At 61.7% G+C, this 642-nt stretch carries 1 protein-coding gene; it reads left to right on the forward strand.

Going from position 1 to position 642, the window contains the following annotated elements; all coding sequences use genetic code 11:
• A partial coding sequence (locus ACFQND_RS12205; RefSeq protein WP_377413602.1) for an IS5 family transposase occupies positions 1-627 on the forward strand: 627 nt, incomplete at its 5' end.
• Positions 628-642: the final 15 nt, after the last annotated feature.

The raw sequence follows: 642 nt of genomic DNA on the forward strand, positions 1-642 counted from the left end.
ACATTGACTGGGACGTGTCGGTCGATGCGACGATCAACCGTGCGCACCAGCACGGGACGAACCTTTCGCGCCCTGACCAGGACACAGGGGGCTCTATCGAATTACAAGAATTTGCCGCTGGTGGAGGTAGAGCCTGACGGTCACGGGATCGGTCGTTCCCGTGGCGGACTCACCACGAAGGTGCACTACGCCGTCGATGGGAACGGGAGACCGCTCTCGATCGTGGTCACCGGCGGGCAACGCAATGATGGAGTGATGCTCGAGACCGTGCTCGAGGATATTCGAGTGCCGCGGCTTGCTGGTGGTGCGGCACGCAGCCGGCCTGATGCAGTGCTCGCGGATAAGGCGTACGCGACTGGCGTGAACCGAGACTATCTTCGGCAGCGTCGTATTGGGGCGGTGATCCCGGAGAAGACGACCGAGATCAGTTCACGCAAACGCAAAGGCAGCCGGGGCGGGAGGCCGCCGAAGTTCGAGGCCGAGAAATACAAGGACAGGAACGTGGTGGAGCGGGCCTTCAATTTGATGAAGCAGTGGCGAGGGCTCGCTACGCGCTATGACAAACTCGCGGTGACCTATCGAGCCGGGGTTGTGATCGCAGCGATCCTGACCTGGCTACGCATATAGGAGACGCGCCCTAGC

Origin of the sequence: Polaromonas aquatica (assembly GCF_042659145.1) — a bacterium.
GTDB classification, from domain to species: Bacteria; Pseudomonadota; Gammaproteobacteria; order Burkholderiales; family Burkholderiaceae_C; genus Polaromonas; species Polaromonas aquatica.